The 24,289-nt window shown below is 49.9% G+C and carries 23 protein-coding genes; 13 read left to right on the plus strand and 10 right to left on the minus strand.

The window, feature by feature from the left end:
* Window positions 1–21 precede the first annotated feature (21 nt).
* From P2W70_RS22530 to tamL, 5 genes are all read left to right on the plus strand, one after another.
* On the plus strand, window positions 22–450 hold the full coding sequence (locus tag P2W70_RS22530) for a response regulator (RefSeq protein ID WP_276483789.1): 429 nt from the start codon (window positions 22–24) through the stop codon (window positions 448–450).
* A 39-nt stretch (window positions 451–489) separates the two neighbouring features.
* The gene (locus P2W70_RS22535) at window positions 490–672 is read left to right on the plus strand and encodes a hypothetical protein (RefSeq protein ID WP_276483790.1); all 183 of its coding nucleotides are present in this window, start codon (window positions 490–492) and stop codon (window positions 670–672) included.
* Window positions 673–883: 211 nt separating this feature from the next.
* Complete coding sequence (locus tag P2W70_RS22540; RefSeq protein WP_276483791.1) at window positions 884–1,375, plus strand: CinA family protein; 492 nt, start codon at window positions 884–886, stop codon at window positions 1,373–1,375.
* Between the two features lie 281 nt (window positions 1,376–1,656).
* A complete protein-coding gene (locus P2W70_RS22545; RefSeq protein WP_276483792.1) occupies window positions 1,657–6,828 on the plus strand; it encodes a translocation/assembly module TamB domain-containing protein in 5,172 nt (1,723 codons plus the stop codon).
* Window positions 6,829–6,862: 34 nt separating this feature from the next.
* A complete protein-coding gene (tamL, locus tag P2W70_RS22550; protein ID WP_276483793.1) occupies window positions 6,863–9,160 on the plus strand; it encodes a translocation and assembly module lipoprotein TamL in 2,298 nt (765 codons plus the stop codon).
* A 107-nt stretch (window positions 9,161–9,267) separates the two neighbouring features.
* Here tamL and P2W70_RS22555 read toward each other — a convergent pair whose 3' ends face one another.
* Together P2W70_RS22555 and P2W70_RS22560 are read right to left on the minus strand one after the other, a co-directional pair.
* Window positions 9,268–9,543, minus strand: coding sequence for a hypothetical protein (locus tag P2W70_RS22555; protein ID WP_276483794.1), 276 nt, complete (start codon window positions 9,541–9,543; stop codon window positions 9,268–9,270).
* A gap of 119 nt (window positions 9,544–9,662) precedes the next feature.
* Entirely contained in the window at window positions 9,663–10,253 is a 591-nt protein-coding gene (locus tag P2W70_RS22560) for an ester cyclase (protein ID WP_276483795.1), read from the minus strand.
* 146 nt (window positions 10,254–10,399) lie between these two features.
* Between P2W70_RS22560 and P2W70_RS22565 the strand changes: the two genes are divergently transcribed.
* On the plus strand, window positions 10,400–10,969 hold the full coding sequence (locus tag P2W70_RS22565; RefSeq protein WP_276483796.1) for a hypothetical protein: 570 nt from the start codon (window positions 10,400–10,402) through the stop codon (window positions 10,967–10,969).
* Between the two features lie 26 nt (window positions 10,970–10,995).
* Here P2W70_RS22565 and P2W70_RS22570 read toward each other — a convergent pair whose 3' ends face one another.
* From P2W70_RS22570 to P2W70_RS22605, 8 genes are all read right to left on the minus strand, one after another.
* Window positions 10,996–11,763 (minus strand): helix-turn-helix transcriptional regulator, encoded by a 768-nt coding sequence (locus P2W70_RS22570; protein ID WP_276483797.1) that lies wholly within the window; start codon window positions 11,761–11,763, stop codon window positions 10,996–10,998.
* A gap of 95 nt (window positions 11,764–11,858) precedes the next feature.
* On the minus strand, window positions 11,859–13,145 hold the full coding sequence (locus P2W70_RS22575; protein ID WP_276483798.1) for a PAS domain-containing sensor histidine kinase: 1,287 nt from the start codon (window positions 13,143–13,145) through the stop codon (window positions 11,859–11,861).
* A 57-nt stretch (window positions 13,146–13,202) separates the two neighbouring features.
* Window positions 13,203–13,595: a response regulator gene (locus tag P2W70_RS22580; protein ID WP_276483799.1), complete on the minus strand. Its 393-nt coding sequence runs from the start codon at window positions 13,593–13,595 to the stop codon at window positions 13,203–13,205.
* A gap of 442 nt (window positions 13,596–14,037) precedes the next feature.
* Complete coding sequence (locus tag P2W70_RS22585) at window positions 14,038–15,240, minus strand: formylglycine-generating enzyme family protein (protein ID WP_276483800.1); 1,203 nt, start codon at window positions 15,238–15,240, stop codon at window positions 14,038–14,040.
* Window positions 15,241–15,717: 477 nt separating this feature from the next.
* Window positions 15,718–16,146 carry a helix-turn-helix domain-containing protein gene (locus tag P2W70_RS22590; RefSeq protein WP_276483801.1) on the minus strand — a complete coding sequence of 143 codons (429 nt, stop codon included), beginning with the start codon at window positions 16,144–16,146 and terminating at the stop codon, window positions 15,718–15,720.
* Between the two features lie 143 nt (window positions 16,147–16,289).
* Window positions 16,290–16,883: an outer membrane beta-barrel protein gene (locus P2W70_RS22595; RefSeq protein WP_276483802.1), complete on the minus strand. Its 594-nt coding sequence runs from the start codon at window positions 16,881–16,883 to the stop codon at window positions 16,290–16,292.
* A gap of 10 nt (window positions 16,884–16,893) precedes the next feature.
* Window positions 16,894–17,541 (minus strand): DUF4136 domain-containing protein, encoded by a 648-nt coding sequence (locus tag P2W70_RS22600; protein WP_276483803.1) that lies wholly within the window; start codon window positions 17,539–17,541, stop codon window positions 16,894–16,896.
* A 51-nt stretch (window positions 17,542–17,592) separates the two neighbouring features.
* The gene (locus P2W70_RS22605) at window positions 17,593–18,612 is read right to left on the minus strand and encodes a DUF481 domain-containing protein (RefSeq protein ID WP_276483804.1); all 1,020 of its coding nucleotides are present in this window, start codon (window positions 18,610–18,612) and stop codon (window positions 17,593–17,595) included.
* Window positions 18,613–18,867: 255 nt separating this feature from the next.
* On the opposite strand from P2W70_RS22605, the gene P2W70_RS22610 reads away from it, so the two are divergent.
* From P2W70_RS22610 to P2W70_RS22640, 7 genes are all read left to right on the plus strand, one after another.
* Window positions 18,868–19,467, plus strand: a complete 600-nt coding sequence (locus P2W70_RS22610; protein WP_276483805.1) for an RNA polymerase sigma factor — start codon at window positions 18,868–18,870, stop codon at window positions 19,465–19,467.
* Between the two features lie 83 nt (window positions 19,468–19,550).
* A complete protein-coding gene (locus P2W70_RS22615; RefSeq protein WP_276483806.1) occupies window positions 19,551–20,117 on the plus strand; it encodes a DUF4136 domain-containing protein in 567 nt (188 codons plus the stop codon).
* A 46-nt stretch (window positions 20,118–20,163) separates the two neighbouring features.
* Complete coding sequence (locus P2W70_RS22620; protein WP_276483807.1) at window positions 20,164–20,463, plus strand: transposase; 300 nt, start codon at window positions 20,164–20,166, stop codon at window positions 20,461–20,463.
* Window positions 20,464–20,540: 77 nt separating this feature from the next.
* Window positions 20,541–21,092: a hypothetical protein gene (locus P2W70_RS22625; RefSeq protein WP_276483808.1), complete on the plus strand. Its 552-nt coding sequence runs from the start codon at window positions 20,541–20,543 to the stop codon at window positions 21,090–21,092.
* Between the two features lie 10 nt (window positions 21,093–21,102).
* The gene (locus tag P2W70_RS22630; protein ID WP_276483809.1) at window positions 21,103–22,239 is read left to right on the plus strand and encodes a hypothetical protein; all 1,137 of its coding nucleotides are present in this window, start codon (window positions 21,103–21,105) and stop codon (window positions 22,237–22,239) included.
* 142 nt (window positions 22,240–22,381) lie between these two features.
* Window positions 22,382–23,323: an AAA family ATPase gene (locus P2W70_RS22635; protein ID WP_276483810.1), complete on the plus strand. Its 942-nt coding sequence runs from the start codon at window positions 22,382–22,384 to the stop codon at window positions 23,321–23,323.
* The gene (locus tag P2W70_RS22640; protein WP_276483811.1) at window positions 23,323–24,273 is read left to right on the plus strand and encodes a DUF58 domain-containing protein; all 951 of its coding nucleotides are present in this window, start codon (window positions 23,323–23,325) and stop codon (window positions 24,271–24,273) included. Before P2W70_RS22635 ends, P2W70_RS22640 begins: the two co-directional genes overlap by 1 nt.
* The last annotated feature ends 16 nt before the right edge of the window (window positions 24,274–24,289 follow it).

The following is a 24,289-nucleotide window of genomic DNA, read 5'->3' on the forward strand; positions in this document are numbered from 1 at the left end:
CTCTGTCTAAAAAAAGTGCCCATGGCTGAAAAAACAATACTACTGGTAGAGGATGATGAGGAAGATCAGTTTCTGATGCGTGAAGCTTTCAACGATAATGGGATCGGAGAAGCTTTGCGTTTTGCCAGCAACGGTGAATCAGCCATCGAATTTCTCGATGAGCTGAACGAACAAGAACTCCCCTCTCTCATCGTGATGGACCTGAACATGCCGCGTATGAATGGCCGGGAAACGTTGACCCACCTGAAGCAGCACGATGTCTACAAATCCATTCCCGTTATTATCTATTCGACCTCGATCAACGATATCGAACGCATACGTTGTAAAGAGATCGGTGCAGCAGCTTATATCATAAAGCCCACCACCTTTACTGAATGTCAGGAGATCGCCAAATGGTTTCATAAGATCGGTTGCGGAAGCGAAGTGAAAGAGGAGAATACCGAAGCCTGATGGCATCATCTTTTTAGCGCTACTGGTAAAACCATCATTATGAAAACTACCAGAAGCAGTAACACGAAGCAAAGCAAACAGGGACATAACTCCATACCGAGGCCCGAGATCCGTGACAACCTCGACAGCCGTAAAAATGAGGAGCAAGATACGAAGGGAGATGATGTCACCCATAACAGGAAACCGCATCACAACCATGGTAAATCAAAACATTCGCGGTAAGATGTACCGGGTTCAACACACTTATTGAATCGAAGCCGGTGGCGCCAACCGCTCCGCCGGCTTTGTTGTACCACATTGTCCGTTGATCATTAACCTATCCCGCACCAGTCATTACAAAGAGGACCATCGACCATTAACCTATCCAACTTAGCCATTAGCCTTATTACCATTAATCATTAACCTTTACTATTTCCTGTACTTTTTGCCTGCCATGTTGTTTGAAAACAAAGCAAATACTATCCGCGCGATCCTCATCGAACGCCACGAAACCCTGGCTGTTGCCGAAAGCGTAACAGCGGGTTATGTGCAGGCCATCCTCTCCGCGGCCGATGAAGCCCTGTTTTTCTTTCAGGGCGGTATTACCGCCTACAACCTGGGTCAGAAGGCCCGTCACCTACAGATAGATCCTATCGAAGCACTCAAGACCAATTGTGTGTCGGCCAAGATCGCCTTACAAATGAGCCTGGGGGTGCAAAAAATGTTCATGAGCGATTATGGCATTGCGATTACCGGTTATGCAGCGCCGGTTCCCGAAAAAGGCATTCATGAGCTATTCGCCTGGGTGGCGGCCACCCATCGATCGGAAGTACTGGCCATCGAAAAGATCAGCTCCACTGCCGACAATCCTCCAGCCATACAAATAGATTACGCCGAACAGGTACTCCGCCTCTTCGAATCCTGCATCAGCGGACAGAAAAGCTGATCATTTCCGCCGTTCTCCTTTCACCCCTCTCCCTCTTATGCCTCTCTGCCTCGTTCCCTCGTTGCCTTCTTCCGCCTTCCCGGCTCAAGCCTTTTACCACTTTGCCTATTTCCATTACATATTTCGTTACTTTGTAGAGCGTTCTCCCCATTTCTTACAATCCGTCTCCTAAATAAGCCGACGCGAAAAAGGCTTGCTTTTTGAATTACACAACCTGCCTGTCCGCCTAACTGATAGTATTACAAATAAATGCAAGATTAATTTTGAAACAACCGAGCACTGTGCCTGCTAAACTCAAAAAGATCGGGAGGATCCTGTTAAAGACTTTCCTGATCATCCTCGGTATTCTGATCCTTATTATTTTACTCATTCAAACGCCCCCCGTTCAAAACTTCATTCGCGGCAAGGCGGTCACCTGGCTGCAAAAAAAACTCGATACAAAGATCGAAGTGGGCAAGATTTATATCGGCTTCCCCAAGAAGATCGTACTGGAAGGTATTTATATAGAAGACAAACAAAAGGACACCTTATTCTATGGTGGCAAAATGAAGTTTGACGTCAACCTGTGGCGATTGCTGAAAAGCGAGCTGGTCGTGAAAGAGATCAACCTAGAGGACCTCAATGCCAAGGTAAAACGCACCCTGCCCGATACGACCTTCAACTTTCAATTTATTGTGGATGCCTTTGCTTCCAAAGAACCATCCGCCCCCTCTACCGATACCAGCTCTTTCAAAATTTCGATAGACCGTGTTGTACTAAACAATGTCCGGGCGCAATACCAGGATGTGGTGAATGGCAGTGATATGAAAGTACTGATAGGTCACCTTGACACCCGCATCGATCAGTTTGACCTCGACAAATCCATCTACTCCGTTCCTTCTACTGAACTACGCGGACTACGCGCTTCTATCTACCAGCATAAACCTTTGGTAGAGCCGGCAGCTGCCGACACAGCCAACGTGGCCGAACCGATCGACATGCAGCTGAAGATCAGAAAGGTGGCCCTGGAAGATTGCCGACTCGATTACGGCAATGACGCCAGTGCCTTATACGCCAACCTCAACCTCGGAGAATTACTGTTGCAGCTAAAAGAACTCGACCTGCGGCACCAGCGTATAGTAATCGACGAGGTAACACTCGACAAGACGATTGCAGCGATCCGGATGGGTAAGAAAGAAGCGGCCAAAGTGGTGGCGAAAGAAGTGAAGCAAGAGGTACAGGCGCAGGCCGAAGCCGGCTGGCAGGTCAACGTGAACGGCGTGGCCTTGAAACAGGTCGCTTTCAAAATGGATGATGACAATGCACCGAAAGCCCCTAAGGGCATGGACTACGCGCATCTCGACCTAAACGAGCTGAATTTTGCAGCAGAAGACATTTATTACGGTAATGATACCATCAGTGGCGCCGTCACAGAAGGACGATTTAAAGAGAAGTCAGGCTTTACCCTTGTCAAACTGGAGACCGAGTTTCAATACACTGCCAAAGGCGCTTACCTCCACGATCTGGTGGTACAAACACCCGGCACCCAGCTCAGTCGCAGCCTCGACGTCTCCTACCCTTCGCTGGAAGCCTTACAAAAAGATATTGGTCAGTTGAAGCTCGATATGGACATTCGCGACAGCAAGGTGCAGGTAAAAGATATCCTGACCTTTGCGCCGTTCCTGGCAGAGCAGCCTGCCTTTGCCAACCCACAGGCCACCTGGTTCATCAACAGCCGGCTAAATGGCTCCGTGAGTGATCTGCGCATCGCCAGCCTGCGAGTGAAAGGGATGCAGCAAACGAACCTCGACCTGGCGGGCAATATCAAAGGTCTGCCCGATATGAAAAAACTGCAGGCCAACCTGACCATCAGAGACATCAGCAGCAGTGCCCGCGACGTCAACAGTCTGCTGCCCAAAGGCACCATCCCCAACAATATCACCATCCCTTCGCAATTCAACCTGTCGGGCAAGATCGCCGGCAATGAAAAGAACCTGCAAACTGACCTCGTCATCAATACGACGCTCGGTACCGCTACCCTCAAAGGCAATGTACAAAACCCGGCCGACTCCATCAACCTGGGTTACGACCTGGTATTGACAGCCCAATCATTCGACCTGAAAACTTTGTTGAAACAACCTGATCTTGGCTTGCTGTCGCTGCAGGTAAAAGCAAAAGGCAAAGGACGTGTGTTCAAAACGATGCAGTCCAATATCGATGGCCTCGTAACGGTCGCAGATTATAAGGGATATCGCTACCATGATTTCAAGCTTACCGGCGAGATCGCACAACAAGTATTTAAAGTGAATGCAGGCATACAAAATGAACCGATCCACCTGAATATCGACGCGTCTGGCAGCCTGGCCGGCGCTTACCCGGCCGTTAAGGTGGTAGCGGTAGTTGATAGCATCAAGACGGCGCCCTTGCACCTGACAACAGATAACATACAATACCGTGGCGTGATCGATGCCGATTTTCCCTTACTCAACATCGATAGCCTGGAAGGCAGGTTACTTGTTACCAAAAACCTGCTTGTGATGGGCGATCGCCGCATCGAAACTGATTCGCTGGAAGTACTGGCAGCCCACCGACCCGATTCGGGGCAGGTGATCAAACTCACCAGCGAAATAGCGCGGGTCAGGTTATGGGGCAAATATCACCTGACCGAACTGGGCTCTGTTGTGCAGCGTTCCATACAGAAATATTACAATAATGCCCCGGACTCACTCACACAACTTCCTCCGTATGATTTCCAGGTTAGGGCAGTAGTATTCAAGGGCCCCTTGATGGAAGCCTTTGCGCCTGATATCAAACAACTGGAGCCGGTGAGACTCGATGGACATTTTACCAGCGATGAAGGCATCGATGCCACCCTAAAAGCGCCCCTGGTCGTTTATGGTACTACAGAGCTGAACAACCTGCAACTGGTGGCCGGCACGGAAGGCAATAGCCTGCAGGCCAACCTGGGCTTCGATGCCTTCCGCAGCGGTGAATCCCTGGTCGTATACGCTACAAGGCTACGCGCCACGCTGGCCGACAACAAGATCAATTTTGCCCTGCACACGAAAGACATGAACGGGCGCGACAAATACCACCTCGAAGGCAACCTGGCACAACCGAATAAAGGAGTCTATGATTTTTCCCTACGGCCCGACTCCCTGTTGCTCAACTACCAGGAATGGCTGGCTAGCAACGACAACAATATTCATATCGACTCTGCCAACATTACGGCCAGCAATTTCTGGATCAGCTATATGGACCAGCGCCTATCCATACAATCACGGACCGGCGAGCCCGGACAGCCCCTCGGCGTCAGCTTCGACCGGTTCCGGATCGGCACGCTGGTCAGCTTCGTACAAAAAGATTCGCTGATCGTAGATGGAGAGTTGAATGGCGGTGTCAACTTTACCAATATCATGAAGGAGCCAGTGTTTGTTGGCGACCTCGCCATCAATAACGTGAGCATGAACAAGGATACCTTGGGCGATATCAAGGTAAAGGTCAACAATGAAACCGCCAACAACTATGCAGCGGATGTTACCTTGACGGGCAAGGGCAATGATGTTGGTATAAAAGGGGTTTACAAAGTAGCCGACGTGAGCACCTTCGACTTCGATGTGGCGGTGCGTACACTGCAGATGAATACCCTCGAAGGCGTCAGCATGGGAAGTATCCGTAAAGCCTCAGGCACAGCCACCGGACAATTTGCCGTGAAAGGAACGATCGATAAACCATCGGTAAATGGGGAACTTAATTTCAACAAAGCCATCCTGACGCCCTCCTTCCTGGGCTCGCCGATCAAGATTGACCAAACGGGTATTAAAATGACGGATGAAGGCGTCGTGTTTGACAAATTTACATTGCGCGACTCGGCCAACAATACCGCTACGCTCGATGGCACTGCGTATACCACCAACTTCAGCAATTATAAATTCGACCTCGACTTTGATGCCCGCAATTTCCAGGCATTGAACAGCACAAAGAAAGATAACAACCTTTATTACGGCGCCTTATTTTTCAATAGCAACCTGCACATCAAAGGCACCGAATTGCACCCGGTAGTAGATGGGTCACTGACAGTCAATGAAAAGACCAAACTAACCGTCGTACTGCCCCAGGAAGACCCGGGTGTGCAGGAACGGGAAGGCATTGTACGATTTGTAGATAAAGACGCCGTTCCCAATGACTCGCTGTGGCGCAGCGGTCTCGATTCCCTGAACACTGCCAGCATACGGGATTATGATATCAACGTCAATATCACCATCAACAAAGAAGCAGAGCTCAACCTCATCATCGATGAAGGCAATGGCGACTTGCTGCAGGTAAAAGGCGAAGCCAACCTCAACGGTGGTATCGACCCCAGCGGCAAGGTAACGTTGACCGGCACCTACGAACTGCAGCAGGGCAGCTACCAGCTAACGTTCAACTTCCTGAAACGCAAGTTCGATATTCAATCCGGCAGCCGCATCATCTGGCAGGGCGAGCCAACAGAAGCCGACGTAGACCTCACAGCGATGTATACGGCGAACACGGCCCCCATCGACCTGGTAGCTGGTCAGTTGGGAAGCGATGTATCGGCCACCGACCGGAACAAGTACCGGCAACGGCTGCCCTTCCAGGTATTCCTCATCATGACGGGCAAACTGCTCAAACCAGACCTGGCTTTCGACATCAAATTACCGGAAGACAAAAGCTATGACGTCGACAAAGGCATCGTGGAAGCCTCCAATGTAAAGCTGGAACAATTGCGTCAACAGCCCGCCGAGCTGAATAAGCAGGTATTTGCCCTCTTGCTGCTAAACAGGTTTATACAGGAAAATCCGTTTGAAACCGGAAACAGCAGCCTCACGGCAGAAGGGTTTGCCCGCCAGAGCGTCAGCAAACTCCTTACGGAGCAATTAAACAACCTGGCAGCGGGACTTATTGAAGGCGTAGACATCAACTTCGATGTACAATCGGAAGAAGACTATACCACGGGTCAGTTCCAGAACCGGACGGACCTGAATGTGGAAGTATCTAAACGCCTGTTGAATGACCGCCTTAAAGTAACCGTAGGCAGCAACTTCGAACTGGAAGGGGCCCAGAACACCAATCGCCAGAGCAACAATATCGCCGGCGACGTGCGGCTCGATTACCAGTTGAGCAAGGACGGCCGGTACATGGTACGTGCCTATCGCAAAAACGAATACGAAGGTATATTGGAAGGATATATCGTGGAGACAGGGGTTGGCCTCGTAATTACGATCGACTATAACCGGTTCCGGCAAATATTCGAATCGGCCAAAAAACGGGAAGCCCGTCGACTGGAGCGGCAGAAACAACGGCAGCAGTTGGAAGACAAGGAAGCGGTACCACCCAAGGTGCCTGAAACACCGCCGACTGTACCCACCACGGGCAAAGAAGCCAAGGAAGAGGATCCACCACAGTTACCTCCGCCACCACCCACCCTGCCTACAGCCGGGAACAACGAATAACAGCAACATTTAACACGCACAGAATCGACACCGCTTGAAAAGAAAAGGAATTATATACTACGGAACCCTCCTCTCCCTGGTGAGCATACTGGCTTCCTGCAGCAATACCAAGTACCTGCCTGCCAACGACGCGCTCTATACCGGTGCTACCGTCAATGTGAAAGGCGAAGACCTGAGCCGCAAAAAACGCAAAGCCATTACCAGCGAACTTAACAGCCTTACCCGGCCCAGGCCCAACAAAAAATTCCTGGGTATGCGGTTTAAGTTGTGGGTGTACAATATCGCCGGCAATCCCAAAAGCGAAACTTCATTCCGGGGTAAACTGAAAAACAAAACAGGCGAACCGCCGGTCTTGCTCAGCCAGGTGAGCCTTTCCCGCAATATGGCCGTGTTGGAAAATTACCTCGAGAACAGGGGATTTTTTAACGCCGTCGTACGGGGCGATACCACCGTCAAAAACAAAAAGGCCAGCGCGACCTACACCGTCAGAACTGGCAAACAATACATCATCGACACCGTTCGCTACCAGATGGACAGCAGCTTTCTGTCCAATACCATCCGGCAGACTGAGCAGAACACCCTGCTCAAACGCGGACAACCGTTTGACCTGGATATCATCAAAGCAGAACGCGATCGCATCGACATCTACCTCAAAGACAATGGATTTTACTACTTCAATCCAGAATACCTGTTGATAGAAACCGACAGTACCATTGGTAACAACAAGGTAAACATGTATGTGATCCTGAAGAATGGCATTCCCAAAACCGCCTCAGAGATGTACACCATCAAGGATGTGGTCATCTATACCAATTTCCGGCTGAATGCGGAATCCGACACCAGCAAACGCGGAGGCACTCTACACAAGGGTTATACGGTGGTGGACCGCAATAAACAATACAAGCCTTACCTGTTTGAGACAGCCATGCAATTTGAACCTAACGACATCTATAACCGCCGCGACCACAATCTGTCGCTGACCCGCCTGATCAATATGGGCGTATTCAAATTCGTAAAGAACCGGTTCGAAAAAGTGCCTAACTCCCCTTTTGCACAGCTGAACACCTACTATTACCTGACCCCCTACGCCAAGAAATCACTAAGGGCCGAGATCAATGGAACTTCCAAAAGCAACAACCTGGTCGGTAGCAATATCGCCGTATCCTGGCGCAACCGCAACACCTTCCGTGCCGGCGAACTGTTGCGCATTACCGCTTCCGGTGGTGCGGAAGTACAGTACAGCAGTGCGCAACGTGGATACAATGTGTACCGCCTGGGGCTGGAAGGCGCGCTCACCTTCCCCCGTTTCCTGATCCCTTTCTTCCGGCTGGATACCCGGGGTGCATTTGTACCCAAAACGAATATCCTGCTGGGCTATGACCTGCTCAACAAACGAAAACTCTATACACTCAATTCCTTCCGTGCCTCCTACGGTTATGCCTGGAAGGAAAGCCTGTACAAAGAACACCAGTTCAACCCCATCGCGATCAATTACGTGCAACCCATGAATGTGACCTACGAATACGATACGCTGATGCAGAAAGATCCTACGCTCGCCAAGGCCATCGAAAAGCAGTTCATTCTCGGCAGCACGTACAATTTCACCTACGATAACCGGGTCGATAAACAAAAACATGCTTCCGGGTTCTATTTCAGTGGAACGGCGGATGTATCGGGCAACCTGGCCGGTCTCATCTTCGGCGACAGTGCCAATGGCAAATCGGGCCAGATCTTCGGCGCCACCTTCTCCCAATATGTAAAAGGGGAATTGGACATACGCTACTATCTGCAAACCGGCACCAACAGCAGCCTGGCCAACAGGTTGATCATCGGAGCCAGCTTACCCCACGGCAATTCGAAGTCACTACCTTATATCAAACAATTCTTTAGCGGCGGTAGCAACAGTATCCGCGCCTTCCGGAACCGGAACGTAGGACCGGGTACTTATTACGACTCTACCACATCGGGCGTTCCCGACCAGACCGGTGATATCAAGCTGGAGTTCAACACGGAGTTGCGCGCTAAGTTATTCAGCATCATAGAAGGCGCCGCCTTCATCGATGCCGGCAATATCTGGTTGTACAACAATGACACACTGAAGAAAGGCGCCCAGTTCAGCAAAAACTTTCTCAAGGAGATCGCCGTGGGTGCGGGTCTTGGTCTACGGGCTGATGTCAGTATCCTGATCATCCGCCTCGACGTAGCCTTCCCGCTGCGTAAACCCTGGTTGCCCGACGGACAGCGTTGGGTGATCGACAAGGTAGATTTCGGCAATAGCACCTGGCGCAAGAACAACCTGATCTGGAACCTGGGCATTGGCTATCCGTTCTAGCCAACAAAAAGCCACCCGGGAGCATGGGTGGCTTAGACATTATGGTGATGCCAATAAAGGTCGCTGTACTTGATCACCAGATAAGGATCGGTTATGGTATAGACAATTTATGCGGTTAAAAAGACATGGCCTCCATTGTTGTTGAACTGCCGGACCACCAACGTAAGCACCAAGGCGGGATCGACCTTGATCAGTGCGGCAATCTCATAGATCTCTTCCACAGACAATTGCTGCGGATGATCGATCAACCGGGTCAACCGGTAATTATTGGAGCGCCAGTCCTTGATCAGCACAGTTTTAGGCAGATAGGTAAATATCTCCTTGAACTCGACGATCTTCCCCCGTTCTATAAAATCTTTTACAACATCATAGCGATGGTCCATAGCTGTCAACAATCTCCAAAGTAACAGCTTTGCTACACCACGACCCATTCAGTATCGCACTTTTAAAAGCAGCATTACTAACTTTTAAAGTGATAAATGCTAACTTTTCTTCTAGTTCTCTACTGCTGCGGAGCCGGATCGGGCAACTTTTTAAGCTCCCCTGGCGCGCGGACGGGCGCACCGATATCCGCCGGCAATACCCCCAGGCCCTGCAGAAAACCCAGCCTGTCGGTATACGATGTTCCGCTGACCGCTTTCCCATTCCTCAAGGTGAAGATGCCGATGCCATAAATGCTGACCTTTCTACCCGTAGCTGCCAGCTCCTGGTAGGTTGCCAGGTGCGTTCCCCGGAAGGTCCACCGGATCATTACGTTGTCTCTTTCAGCGATTATCTCTTCAATATGCCATTCGACGTCTGGGAAGGCATTGATCAAGGGCTGTAATGTGGAGGCAAAGCCAGCCGGTCCCCGGGCGCCGTTAACGCCGGCATAGTCCTCGGCGACGAACTGATCTAACTTGTTCAGCTGATGTTTGTTCAGGGTTGTTTCATACAGGTTGCGAATAACTTGCTTGTTGGCTTCAACAGGGTTCATGGAATCCTCCTTGCTTTTTTTAGTCAATAGATTTGGTGTATTCGGTTGTGCATCGCTGCCAATAGCCGCGCCCAGCAGCGTAAGCACCCAAAAGATCGAAGTAATACCTGGTTTCATTATTGCTTTACTTTGAATCGCAAATCTCACTACTACCAGCTTCTCGTCCTTGTAAAAAATCATTGACTTTGTACTCCCTGGCGGAACAGCTATACCTGCCGTGTCATTGATTATACACAATATACCGTACACCAATTCCATGAGCCATGAAACAGTACCTCCTGTTAGTGCTCAGCATAGCTATCTGCAGCTATGTAGCTGGGCAGGAAGACGCACTCGTCGTTAAAGAAACTACCAAAATTAACCGCCAACTGACACCAAAACCAGTCATTGATTCGCTCAACAAGATCTTCCCGCGATCAGTGGCCATAGAGTATTACTCCATGCCGCCGTACGTTGCCAAGAATGCCTGGGCCATCGCCGATGTCGATAGCCTGGTTTCTTACCGCGACACGACCAGCTATTACCTGCTGGTCATCAAACGCGGCGACCTGAAGTTTTACAGTGTATTCTCTGCTACGGGACAGTTGATCATGACGAAGAAGAAGGAAACAGCCGCCATTTTACCGGTAATGGTTCAGCAATCCATGCAGGATATCCGGCGCGACTATCCGGGCTACAAGGTGCGCTCTTCGTCGTGTTACACCAATGAAAGCCAGTCTCGACAGCTCTACTACGAAGTGGTGGCCGAGCGGGGCGCCAACATGCAGCGCTTTTTCTATGATGTGGGGGGCACCCTGGTGAAGATCGATGTTGTGCGGAGAGACAATGACTGAGCGGGGTAAAAAATTGATCGCTGCGATTACATGATGATGGGCTGTTGTTGAAAGGCGGTAGGCGTTTGCCCCGTAAACAGCTTGAAGTCTTTGTTGAAGTGAGGCAGGTCGTAATAGCCGGCATCGAAAGCCATGTCGGCCAGGGAATCTTGTTGTTGCGCACGCAGCACGATCGCACGCATTTTTGTAATAAAGGCGAACTGTTTGGGCGTAACGCCCGCCAGCCGGCGGAAACGTTTTTCAAAAGCATCCTGACTGATATAGAGCGAACCAGCCAGTTCACGGATCTTTACCTGGCCTTGCTTTGCCTGTATGCGGCGGATCGATTCCAGGATCAACGGATCGGATTTGGTCCCTAGCAGTTGCTGCAGCAGGTAGCGCTCTACCAGCGCCACCCGGTCGGTGGTATGGACAGCTTCCCCCAATTGCTCTTCCAACAAGTGAAGACCGCTATGGCCTTCCAGCTGATCGAGCGGCACATGCGCTTCAAACAACCCATGCAAAGGCTCTTTGAAGAAAGCAGTTGCTGCCCCCACGCGGAATACCACCAACAAATTGGCCGTATACTCGCCATAATTGGCGATACGATTCGTTTTGCGCAAACCCGATAACGTAAAGGTGGGCAGATCGACAATGGTGTCGTGAGCAGCGAGACTTACCTTTCCCTGTAGCCGGATGGACAATACCAGGGAGGTATCGGGCAACAACCGGTTGACCATACCCTCGCGGCTTTCTATCAACAGGTAACGATGAACGAAAGGTTGCAATGGTTCAGTTGGGAAAAACGCTTCCATTGTTCATAAAGATAATACACAACCAGCAAAAACACCAGCGGGCGCACCTGACGCGCCGCAGTTACGCACAAACACTAAAAAACAAGATGATGAGGTTATTCGTAAGGCAGCACTACGGTAAACACGGCTCCTTCGCCCAGCACTGCGCGGGCACTAATGCTCCCCTGGTGGTTCAATACGATCTTCTTGCATAAAGGAAGGCCAATACCGGTGCCGGCAAAAGCCTCTTTGGAGTGCAGTCGTTGAAAGAGGTTGAAGATCTGCTCCGCATGCTCTTGGCCAAACCCGATCCCATTGTCTGCTACCTGTAGAATACAATATTTTTTATCGGGTACCAGTTCGGGATAGGCCAGCAATTCCTGCGGCTCTCCGACACAGGCGGTAATCGTCACCTGGGGAGTTCGCCCGGGGTGACTGAACTTCAACGCGTTGCTCAGCAGGTTGGTGAACAGCTGGTTGATCTGCAGGGGAATACCCTTGATCACCGGCAAACCGGTAGCTTGTACCAGGGCCTGCTTTTCAGCTATCAGCAGCTCGAGGTCGGTGAGCACCCCATGCAACACATGCGTCAGGTCTACCGGGCAAAACAATTCTCCCGGCCCCGACAACCGCGAAAAATCCAGCACATCCTGTATGAGTTTGCTCATGCGGGCAGTAGAAGCATCGATTTTATCGACCAGTTCATTGGGGGCCTGGCTGTTCTTCTTTAAGATCCCCGTAAATACCCGCACTTTGCGCAATGGCTCCTGCAAGTCGTGCGAGGCCACCCAGGCAAACTGCTCCAGCTCCAGGTTCGATCTCCGCAGTCGCAGGTTAGAGGCAGCCAATTCGGCCGTTCGCTCTGTCACCTGCTTTTTCAGTTCGCGGGAAAATTCCACCACCGTAGCCAGTTGTTGTACTTTCTCGGTGGTTTCTGTACAAGTGACCAGGATGCCGGCCACCTGGTTGTTTTCATCAGCAACCGGGCTGAAGCTATAGGTCCAGTATACATCTTCCAACCGGCCATTGCGATAAATAGGTATGAGTTGATCTTCCCGCCATACGGCCGGGCCACCAGCCATCACCTGGTCGATATAAGGCTTTACGATCGACCAGATCTCCGGCCACACCCCTACGGCTGTTTTGCCGAGCGCAGCGGGATGTTTTCCGTCATTGCCAAGAATAGGCCGGTAGGCATCGTTATAAAAACAAAGGAGATCATCGCCCCAGAAAAGGAACATGGGAAAGCGATTGTTCAGCACGATGCTGATGGTGGTGCGGAGACTTTGTGGCCACGCCTCGGGCGGACCCAGGGAGGTTGCCTCCCAGTTGAAGGAACGGATCAATGCTCCCATCTCTCCTCCACCCTGCAGAAACTGCCACTGTGGGGTTGTACTGGTCATCATTCAAAAATTGCCGGTGTAATACGGTTATCTGTTTGCTCTGTATGGCAGTCGTTATCAGGCTACGATGCGTCCCAGCACCGACCGTAGTTTATCGACCAGTTCATCGAAATTATAAGGCTTGGTGATAAAATCTTCCGCGCCCATTGCCCGCACCCGGGAGATGGTCAACGGATCGGCCGTCGTGGAATACATAATCGTTGGTATACCGGAGAGACCCGGATTGGATTTGAGCTGTTGCAAACACTCCAGGCCATTCATAACAGGCATGTTAAGATCAAGAAAGATGACATCGGGTTGTGCCATCGAGCCGGCCAGTTGGCGGATCGCATCCTGCCCATTGGCAGCCCCCGATAATTGAATGGTAGGATCTACGGCGTTCAAGGCTGTATTAAAGATCCACTGCTCGTCTATATCGTCGTCTACAAGGAAAAGCCGGCGGGTATTCATAAGCGCATTTTGGATTATGAAAAAATAAGGTTCGTACCAATGAACAACACGGTCGTTACACGAACGTTCAGAAGGACAGATAGCTACTGGCTACCAGTATCCGTAAAGCATGTGCAAAAAGGTTGGTTGGTGAGTTGCTGCTACAATCAGTTGCCGGAGGTTGCGTAAGTTGACAAGGTAATATGCCTACACCATACGGTGCGATACAAATATAATACTCTATTGTGGAAATTCAGAAACATATGATGCCAATTGTTATAAAAACGGGCCTCATGTTTAAGTTAATTACAAATACCCATAGCGTGCCACTCCACAAATCAGCGATCCATACAAACGCAGCTATGATACTGCCAACAAATAAATAAATGCAAAAAGGATCCCGCGACGAGGGATCCTTTTCATCATTGAAAACACCTGCTTTATCAAAACAAAAGGCTGATGATCATTTGTTCATGGCTATACTGGTGGGCAGGTCCTTTACACAACGAAAACCCAGGTGGTTGGCACCGGACCGCCATTCCCCCTTGCCCCGGGTACCTACCATATACCGGGTACAATATTCATCGGTACAGAGAAAAGATCCACCCCGTTGCACTTTCTTGCGTTCGGTGGGCTCGGCAGGGTCCCAGGGCGCCATCGGTCCACGCGGATTGACTACTGTACCTTTACGTTGAAGGTCCTGGTAATAATCTGGCCGGTACCAGTCGCCACACCACTCCCATACATTGCCGGCCATATCATAAAGGCCAAATCCATTAGCCGGAAAATGCCTGACAGGTGCCAGTCCGCGGAAACCGTCCGCAGCAATATCCTGTACCGGAAACTTACCCTGGTAGGTATTGGCCATCCATTGGCCATCGGGTTTAAACTGGTTACCCCAGGCGTATAGATTGCCCGCCTTGCCGGCACGCGCTGCATATTCCCACTCGGCCTCCGACGGCAATCGCTTTCCAGCCCATTTGGCATAAGCGGCCGCATCTTCCCAGGCTACCTGTACGACCGGGTAATCACCTTTACCTGCAATCGTGCTACCCGGCCCTTCGGGATGCCGCCAGTTGGCTCCTTTGATATAAGTCCACCATTGCAGGTGATCGTTCAACTTTACCTCCATCGCAGGCGGAACAAATACAACAGACCCGGCCACCAGGTTCTCGGCAGGAGCTCCGGGAAACTCTTCCGGCCGTGGTCGCTGTTCGGCAACCGTCACATATCCGGTCGCTGCCACAAAAGCGGCGAATTGTGCATTCGTCACTTCTGTTGCATCCATCAGGAAACCATCGAGGTATACCCGATGCACCGGTCGTGCATCCCGCATATTCTCTTTGCCACCATCCTGCATACCGGCAGGGTCTACACCGCCCATGCTGAATTCACCACCGGGTATCCACACCATTCCGTCAGGAACTACCGGTGCTTTAACAATATGTACAATCGTGCTGTCGAAATCGAGACCGCCACCCTGGCTGTACAGGAGGCTATCAGAGTGAGTAAGACCATTACTCGTACAGGAAATGGCCTGTGCTACTTGTTGTTGTTGAAGTGTTTCCGCAGAATTGAGATCATTGCAGGCAGGTAAAGAAAAAAAAGCTATGTATAGACATACACAGCTTGCTAATCGACTTACTGCTATTCCTGCTCTGTCCAAAACTTTATTTATTATTTAGATAAATGTGTCGTTGTTTTACCACTGACGAGGACGAAGAACTTTTGAAGAAAGAAGACCGATGGCTGGCACCGGCCTTTCTTTTTTTTAATCCCCGACCCCAAATCGTTCTATATAGCAAACACTTAAAGATCTTTTCATTTCAGCTCGCCGACATATTTTCCCAGTTGCCTTTTTGCCTTTCCTCACTCGTTGCTGGGGTACCTCGTTGCTTTCCTGACTGTTTTCAAAAAGTGCCCCGGTATCAGCGCTCCTATCGCCAGATTCGTCAACACTAATACCGGAAGCACAAAAAAGTGAAAGGCGTTAAAAAAAATTCTATAAAACTTAAATGCCAACAACCGGATTTCAATTCATCTACACATATCTGTTATCTCTGAATCGAAGTTACATACCAACCTCGCGCTTACCAAATATTGAGGCTTGTTCTATGCCAACATTTATAATGTTTGGCACTGTTCAAAATTTAAAATAGCGCTTTGAATAATCAGCGAAACTCTGCCCCGTAAACTTCTTAAAAGCAGTAGAAAAAGTAGTACGATGCTGGAAGCCACATCTTGCTGCTACTTCATTGAGAGACAGCCGCGACGCCGCTCCGCTTTGAATAAGGGACTCGCAATACTTAACACGGTACTGATTCATGTAATCGCTGAAATGCAAGCCCATACGCTGATTGATATGAGCCGACAGCTGCCAGGCAGGCACCTGCAGGTCCTCCGCCATCTGCTTGATGGTGTAGCCAGGTTTCAGGAATGGCTTCTTCTCATGCATCCACTGTTCCAGGCGATACTGCAGCATATCGACCGGCCGGATATCGGGCGGCAAAGCTGCACCTCTTCGTTTATTCGTGAAAAGATTCCGCAACCAACTCCACACATTATTGCTCATACAATTGATTTAGATCAGTTGCAATCACCAACCAACCATAATACCCTGAAAGAAAAGTGCCCCCGTAGTATAGGGGGACACTTTCGCTGTTCGCTGTACACGCATATATTCACCGTACAAATCACTGTAACGAACCACCTCGACTAGAACCGGGAGAATTTAATCCCAACGTTCAAAGAGAGAAAGGTTTGACCGTCCAGGTCACTGCTGTTGAAAGGCCAGTAGTATTTAACACCCACGAAAGGACTTACCCCGGACGCCGTTTTAAATACAAAGCCTGCTTCCGGACGCAAGGCAAATTGCCAGGCCTCATTGGTAATGCGGTACAAGCCCAGGTCCGTAGAACGGTTGGAATATACCGTACCCAAACCAATCCCTACATAGGGCGCCGCTTTCTTGCTCTTGGAATTGGGCCAGTATTGTGCACCCACCAGGATCGGCACCGAATTGGTGTACCGGTATTGCTTACCGGTTACCGTAACCGTTTTATCCTGGTATTGCACTTCGCCGGCATCTTGGTAAAAGACATTCCAGCCAACCTCCAGCCCCACCGACACCTGCGGCTTTATCTGACGGTTGAATTCAAAATTAATCCCCCGGAAACTGGTCTTGCTAATGTAATCATTCAAATCACCCATGGGGAAAGCGATCGGATAGGAAACCGTAATATTCCCACCTTGCGCCAGCGCACTCATCGAGCAGAGGGCCAGCGCTACCGTCCATATTATTGATCTCATATACTTTCATTTAATGTTTTAGATAAGGAGATTGTGCAAACGCTTTATCAATGCTATTGGTTATGCGTCCTACGAGGTTAGTAGTACTACCTTCCGCCAGCCCATTGATGATCGAACTCCATACGACAGGAATATTGTCAGCATTTTTGCCAGCCTGATGGTCCACCATCTGAACGAATACAGAGCCTGAGCGATACCCCGTCACATAGGCCGGATAATAGTATCCCGGATAATACCAACCCCAATCGTACCAGCCTGGATACCACCAATCCCAATACCACCAGTCATAATAGTAGTAAACATTGGTCGTAGTCATGGAAGAGGTCAGCAGGATCACATCGGGATTGGCATTCTTATTGACCAATGTCCAACCATTCTCGGCCATTTGTTTTTTCAACTCCGTAACGATTGGCACTGCATAGGTGGCACTTAGGAACGTTGGCTTGCCATCACCATCCGGGTCCGTAAATTGATCACCCGTGATCTTGATCACACTGTCCGACATTGCATAAGTTTTCTTTGCCTTGAAGTCGAACTGATCATAATAGTTGGTGTACACCAGATCCAGGTCTTCGTCGTACTCCGCTCCCTTGGGATAACAGCCCCACATCACCGGAAGCAGGAACACAGCCAGCCAGTAACGAGATTTACTTGTCATAATACGTAGGTTTAAATGTTTAATATGAAGAGTTTACAAAAAACGAACACCTTAAAACTTGTAGGTAACACTTAATACTACCCCATAATCGTATTTATTGCCGCCTGCAGGCGGCTGACTGTCGAAATTGGTGTAAGGATTGAGCGTGATGTAGAAATAGCGGATGACCTGCCAGGAAAAACTGGTATTCCCTTCCATCCGGAAACGACCAAACTGTGTCAATCCCAAATAAGCCGATTGCGTTGAACTGATCTGGATGTTGGGATGATGAAACTTAAAATAATTAAACCGGAACATCACCGGAACCTCCAGCAACATCCCCTCCGATTCACCAGCAGTACTCAACTCCTGATTAAACGATATGCCCGAGATACCGTACAACTGCCAGCGTTTTCGAACCACCAGCTTATTGCCTGCCCCCACCGACTCCTGGAACCGGCGCGCAATAGACAACTCCAGGTTACGCTGATAACTGGCAGTAGCCGATATAAACCAGGTGGGTGTCACACTATAACCAGCCATCAGGCTCAGGTCTTCCCGGTCACGGCTGAAAGACGCCGAATCGATCGAATAGTTGGCAGACGCGGTCAACTGATACTCAAATTTACTGGCGGCGTACACGACGGATGAGCTTAGGTTCACCTGCCCAACCCCACTTGACTTTGTATAGCTGAAACCAGTTGACAGGTTACCATGCAGACTCTTAAAAAACTGCTTCTCCAGCGGAATGACGACATGCAGCTGCTCCATCGTGACGGGTATGGTATTTCCGTTATCGGCATGTATATCTACCCACCCATCTTTAACGCCACCGACCATCGTACCATAGAATAACTCCTTGTCATCCAATTCAAATTTGAACCTCCGGCTTGATTTGAGCACCCGTATCTTATACAACTTCACATTCATCATTTTAAGGTCTATATCATCAATTGACACTTCCCCCAGCGATATGCTCTGTATCTCACCGATCAGTACCTGACCATTGTACAGGAACAAGGAATCACGCACCTGGCATTGAACGACGGAAATCCGCAGTACAAACAATACAAAGCAAATTACCCATAGCACATATCGCGGCGTTTGAGATAATAGCTGCACGCATTAATGACACCTGTGCACGGTCCATGCCGTAAAAATTGAGCTATCTTTTTGTTGCCTGCTTTTCTAAATAGAAGCCAAACACGGAAGGTATCTCAAGCAAATACTTATCAAAGGTTCTATCTTGTCGGCATCGCACTTAACTATGCTCCTTACTGTGCTCCTTTGCGCTGCCATCACCCCCCTGCACCGGCCGTATCTCTAACGGACAAAACTTCATCAGTCATGAACAAACCATCAACTACCACTCAAGTATCCGACCAATCCCTCATTGACCGCATTCACCAAAAAGACGACAACGCATTCAGGCTGCTATATGAGAAATACTGGAAGCCATTACTCCATTTTGCGTCGCATTTCATACCGGATGAGGACACCTGTCAGGAAGTCGTACAGGAACTTTTCATCACCCTTCATTTGAAACGACAGCAACTGAATGTAAACACCTCTGTATCGGCCTATCTGTATGGATCACTACGCAACCGCATCTATAATTATATACGTGATCAATCAGTCTACAACAAACATGTAAAGGGAGCATCCCGCGCACGGTGGATGACAACGGTCGACAACAGCATGCAGCAGACACTCGACATGCTCGAGCTGCACCGCATCATCGAAGAGTGCCTGACGACCATGCCCAATAAATACCGGGAAGTATATGTTTTGCACAGGCAATATGGATATACCTTAAAAAAGACCTCATCACTGTTGCAACGACCTGTCGACACGGTCGAAAAACAGTTCAGGCGTGTAATGGTCTTGCTGCGTACTTATCTCCGCCGGCAGGAAGCACTGGAAACACGATCCTCTGCCAAAAAATAGAGATATCTCTATTTTTTGGCAGAGATGGCGGAACGATTTAGGTAAAGGTGTCTTATCAGCTAAAAGCTAAAAACAGTATGAGTATGAAAAAAAATATGCTGCCAGCTATCTGCCTGGCCACCCTCTTATTCAATGCGGCCTGCGGCCCCACGTTGAAGGTCAACACCGACTATGACAAAAGCACCGACTTCAACAAGTACAAAACATTCAGCCTGTACATGAGCGACAGTACGAGTTCTGCCATTAGCCCACTCAATCAGCAACGTATCACCAGTGCTGTAACACAAGCCATGCAAAGCAAGGGCTACCAGCTCGTGGGCAGTAATCCTGACCTGCTGGTGAATACCGTCACCGTCATCAAGAACAAAGTGGCGCTCAGCTCAAATACCGATTATTACGGATATGGAGGGGTATACCGGCCCTACTACTGGGGTACCGGTATGGGTGTTTCCTCTACCACCAATTACAATGTCCAGAATTATAAAGACGGATCGCTCATCATCGACATTGTAGATGCCAGTACTAAAAAACTGCTCTGGCAAGGCACCGGCAACAGCGAGATCGACAAACCCTTGAAAGATCCCGACACACAGGTACCCCAGGCGGTTAACAAGATACTGGCCGGCTTTCCTCCGGGAGCAGCTAAATAACTAATACAAGCTTGCCAACCGTATTTAATAAATCACAACCAAACCGATGGCTACCCAACGAAGGAAGTTCAGCACCGATGAGAAGATTGGCATCGTTCAGAAAGCCGGCCAATTGGGGGTCACCGCCGTACTACATGAACACCATCTATCTTATAGCGTGTTTGCTCGCTGGAGAAAACAATACCAACAGGCAAACGCCAGCGCCGCAGAACATGCTGCCGCCAACAAGGTCAGAAGCGAACTGAAGCAACTACTGGAAGAAAACGCCAGGTTGAAAAAGATCATCGCCGACCAGGCGCTGGAACTGGAGAGAAGGGAAGAAGACCTGAGAAAATACAAAAAGTAACACCAGCAGTACCCGGCCATGTGCCGGGTGCTCCTATACGCGGGACACCATTAGTCACCCAAACAAAATACAACAAAATGAAAAAGTATCTCATTCTCCTGCTTACTGCCGTTATAGTAAGCAGTGCCTGGGCGCAAGACGACGAGCTCATCATCCACGGCACTACCAAGGTCAGCAAAAACCTCGCGCCCAAGGTAGTGATCGACTCGCTCAACAAAACATTCCCCAATGCCAAAGCCGTCCAATACTACAAAACGCCGAAATCAGTAGCCCAATCGGGTTGGACGGTCACCGAACAAAATGACCTGGGCCCCACAGATGATGTCGACTACTACACCATCAGTTTTACCCGTAACAACATGAAATACTATGGCCTGTACCGGGCCAATGGTGAGCTCGTCAGTTCGCGACTGCGCCAGAATGTGACCCAATTGCCACGCGCCATTTCTACCTCGCTCAAATCACTCGGCACCCAACATCCTGGTTACAGCGTTGTTTCCAAGACCTACTACAAGAATACCAACCACAGTAAAAAGAAAGAGTATTACGAAGTAGTGGCCACCAATGGCAAAAACAAGAAGACCCTTTTCTATGCGCCCGATGGCACCATCGTAAAAGTAAAAGGCTAACATCCGCATCATGCATTTACACATCCGGTACATCTTATTGCCCGCAACACGCAGCATCATCCTTCTCCCGGTTTGGGGTTGCCTGCTGATCCTGACGCTCATCATGACGCAGCAGGCAACTGCCCAGAACCCTTCCCGCAAGCACCTGGGCGACAAGCACCAGGATTACTACGACAGCCTGACGAAAATGAACTACGACAGGGTGTTCCCGCTGCTGGGCACCAAGGTTTACAAACGCGGCTTCGACATACCCTGGCCTATCGGTATCATGTTCAATACCTTCTACGCCAACCAGGGCATCAACATCTCCGACATCCGCGTAGGCATTCAGGGGGCAGACACCACCCTGGGACCCGTCGACCTCAGCCAGGTAGTGCAGTTTGGTGATGTTAAAGCCAAAGGTCTTACACTCAATATGCGTGCGGATCTCTACGTGCTTCCTTTCCTCAACGTGTACGCCATGTTGTCGTACCTGCCGAAGGCCAGCACCGATGTCACCCTGGTAAAACCTGTGCAGCTCTCTACCAACGCCACGCAGCAGGGCTGGGCCTATGGATTTGGCATCATGGGGGCTGGCGGTGTGGGGCCGGTATGGATCCAGGCTGATTACAATGTCAATTGGGCCGACATGCAGCTGCTCGACAACAAGGTCTTTACGCAGATCGTGGGCATACGCGTAGGCCATGTATTTCCCCTCCAGGGAAGCCCTGAAAAAAACATCTCCCTGTGGGTGGGTATGATGGGCCTCTTCATCAACAATGACACCAAAGGGCAGATCAAATTAGCCGATGTTTTCCCAGACATATCCCAGGACAAAATCAATGAGATCAAGAACAGCTATGATCAATGGTACAACGGTCTCAGGCCAGTGCAACAAAAAGTGGTGGACAAGATCGTCGAAAAGCTGCAGGACAAGATAGACGGCCACCCGATCGATGATGTATCCATCAACTACGAAATGAATAAGGCCGTTAAATCGAGATGGGCGGGGCTGGTAGGCGCCCAATACCAATTCAACAAACGCTGGCAGCTGCGTACAGAATGCAACTTGATCAGCCAGGACCGGTTCTCGCTGATGTTGTCTATCAATTACCGGTTCCTGGGATTCAAGAAAAACATCAATCATACAAATCGTTCACCAGATTGACATAAACCATATAACTCTCCGATATACCAACCGTTAGATACATGATACAAGGTGATCGAAAGACACTTAAACCGCATTCGATTGACGTAAAACAGACGGTACAACAGTACTAAATATGGCAACTCGCGATCAAATACTGGATTTGAAGAAACAGATCGGCGAAAACATCATCGGCCAGGAGGATGTGATCACCAAGATCCTGATCGGACTATTGACCGATGGCAATGTTTTGCTCGAAGGGCTGCCCGGCCTGGCCAAAACAAGAGCCGTTAAAAGCCTGGCAAAGCACCTCTCGTGTAAACTCAGCCGCATACAATTTACCCCCGATCTGCTACCCGCTGATATTACCGGTACGGAAATATACCAACCCGAGGGAGAAGAGAAATTTCGTTTTCAACCGGGTCCTATCTTCAGCAACCTCGTACTGGCCGACGAGATCAACCGGGCACCAGCCAAAGTACAGGCAGCCCTGCTGGAAGCTATGGAAGAAAGGCAGGTATCTGTAGCAGGTAAAACACATCCCATGGAGCCCCTGTTCATGGTGCTGGCCACCGAAAATCCCATCGAGCAGGAGGGGACCTATCCACTGCCGGAAGCCCAGCTCGATCGCTTCATCATGAAGATTGAGGTCACATATCCTGGTTACGATGAAGAAATTAAAATAGTACGGCTCGTTCGGGAAGAAAGCAAGCAACAAAAAAATAGCCAGCAGGGGCCCTCTCCGATACCCCAGGAAGTCGTCTTTGCGGCACGGCAGGAGATCAGCGAAGTAAAAGTCAACGAGCCCGCAGAAAAATACATGGTCGACATCATTTCCGCCACCCGTTATCCCGATCAGTTTGGTGAAAAGCTAAAAAAATGGATCAGTTATGGCGCCAGCCCGCGCGGCACCATCGCCCTCGACAAATGCGCCCGCGTTACCGCGTGGCTCGAAGGCCGGGACTATGTAACGCCCGATGATATCCGTTTTATTGCCAAAGATGTATTACGGCACCGGCTCATCCTTAGTTACAACGCAAATGCTGACGGCATGAATGTCAACCAGGTAATCGATGAACTATTAAAAAATGTATCCGTCAGCTGATGGCACTTCCTACCCAACATACTATCGCTGAATATCCACCCGAAGTGGTCACTACGCTGCCTGATCTGTTGCGCTTTGAATACCTCGTGCAAGCAGGCCACCTCCTCCCTGCTCACCCCGTGTATTCACTACTTGCCGGCCGTCACGCTTCCAAGCTACGCGGTCGCGGACTCGATTTTGAAGAAGTACGATTGTATATACCCGGAGACGATATTCGCAACATCGACTGGCATGTAACTGCCCGAACGGGCAAAACCCACTCCAAGGTCTTCAACGAAGAAAAAGAACGGCCCACCTTTATCGTGCTTGATCAGACTACCAGCCTGTTCTTCGGATCCCAACGATATGTAAAATCCGTTATTGGTGCCCATGCAGCCGCGTTGGGCGCCTATTACACCATCAAAAGAGGCGATCGCGTGGGCGGCATCATTTTCAACGAATCAGGAGCAGACTATATTCCACCACGGCGTAGTAAAGCAGCCGTGGAGCATTTCCTGCAGTGCGTGGTCAACCGCAACCAACAACTTCCGCAACGGCAGTCAGTACAAAACAATACCCCCCACCTCAACAAGGCATTACACCAGGTGCAGGCGTCCGTCACCCACGACTACGTCATCACGGTGATCAGTGATTTCAGCCGGATCGATGACGAAACGCAGGAACGGCTGCGCAGCCTCAGCTACCACAATGACGTTATCCTGATCCATCTATATGATCCGTTTGAGGAAGCACTGCCCGATGGAAAACTGGTGCTTTCCAATGGCCCACATCAGCTGCTTTGGCGCAACAACCGGCGACAGGCAGAGGACACCTACAGCAACCAATTTAAACAATGGCAACAGGAAATCACCAGCGCCTTCCGTCATACCCGTATTCCCATCGTATTCTTTACCACTGCCCAACCAGTAGAAGAACAGGTACGCCGCTCAATGGGCATCCTGCTCGATTGATCATTAAATACAAAGA

The sequence above is a fragment of the Paraflavitalea pollutisoli genome, assembly GCF_029360705.1.
In the GTDB taxonomy this organism is placed as follows: Bacteria; Bacteroidota; Bacteroidia; order Chitinophagales; family Chitinophagaceae; genus Paraflavitalea; species Paraflavitalea pollutisoli.